This is a genomic window from Aquimonas voraii (genome assembly GCF_900101825.1).
Classification (GTDB): domain Bacteria; phylum Pseudomonadota; class Gammaproteobacteria; order Xanthomonadales; family Xanthomonadaceae; genus Aquimonas; species Aquimonas voraii.
In genome coordinates this window covers 1-1,016 of record NZ_FNAG01000040.1, presented here as the reverse complement: position 1 = coordinate 1,016, position 1,016 = coordinate 1, and the positions used below count along the sequence as shown (strand labels likewise).

1 protein-coding gene is annotated in these 1,016 nt (G+C 61.7%); it reads left to right on the top strand.

Translation table 11 applies throughout. From position 1 onward, the window contains the following. Positions 1-1,016 (top strand): flagellin N-terminal helical domain-containing protein (locus BLP83_RS19185; protein ID WP_091246308.1); only part of this gene is annotated, 1,016 nt, incomplete at both ends.

Below are 1,016 nucleotides of genomic sequence, written 5' to 3'. Positions count from 1 at the left end.
GCCTGAACGTCGCCACCCGCAATGCCAACGACGGCATCTCGCTGGCCCAGACCGCCGAAGGCGCGATGGCCGAGATCGGCAACAACCTGCAGCGCATCCGCGAGTTGGCCGTGCAGTCGGTGAACGCCACCAACTCAAGCTCGGATCGCGCCGCACTCCAGTCCGAAGTCGCACAGCTGAAGCAGGAGATCGATCGCGTTGCGACGCAGACGGAATTCAACGGCGCGAAGCTGCTTGACGGAAGCTTTAGCGGACAAGCTTTCCAGGTCGGAGCCAACGCCGGTCAATTGATCTCCGTAAACACCATTGCTGACGCGAGAGTCTCTCAACTCGGCACGTGGAAGTCCTTGGATGCGCCCACAGATGCATTGCTTCTGGGAACCTTCACCGGCACCTTCGGAGGACTAGCGACCGATCGCTACGAGGCCACATTCACCTCAACCGGCGGCGACACTTTCACCATCCAAGCCTTTGGATTCAACCCACAAGGCTCCGATGTAGCGGACGAGCTTGAGTTTGCGGGATTCGGCACGGACGGCAGCGGGAGCGTCGCAGGATTCTCGCTGGATCTGGGAGCTGGCCAGACAACGATCGCGGGAGCCATCGCAGCAGGCTCTTTACGTGTGACACGTGGGGATGGCGAAGCGTTCACCTTCAGCCAAGGGGCTTTCGCGCTTGGCGGAGGCCCTGCAAGTTATGCAGGACCGACGCCGCGATTCGCGAGTGCGCCCGCAAACAGCTCAGAAGCGACCTACGCGGTGCAAACGGGATTCGCGAACCTAGATATCTCGACGGTCGATGGTGCGACCGACGCGATAGTCGCAATGGATGCGGCGCTTGATGTTGTCAACTCGCAACGAGCCGATCTGGGTGCCATCCAGAACCGTTTCGCCTCAGTGATCCAGAACCTGCAGACCGCGGGCGAAAACCTCTCGGCCAGCCGCTCGCGCATCCGCGATGCCGACTACGCCAAGGAAACCGCCGAGCTCACCCGCACCCAGATCCTGCAGCAGGCC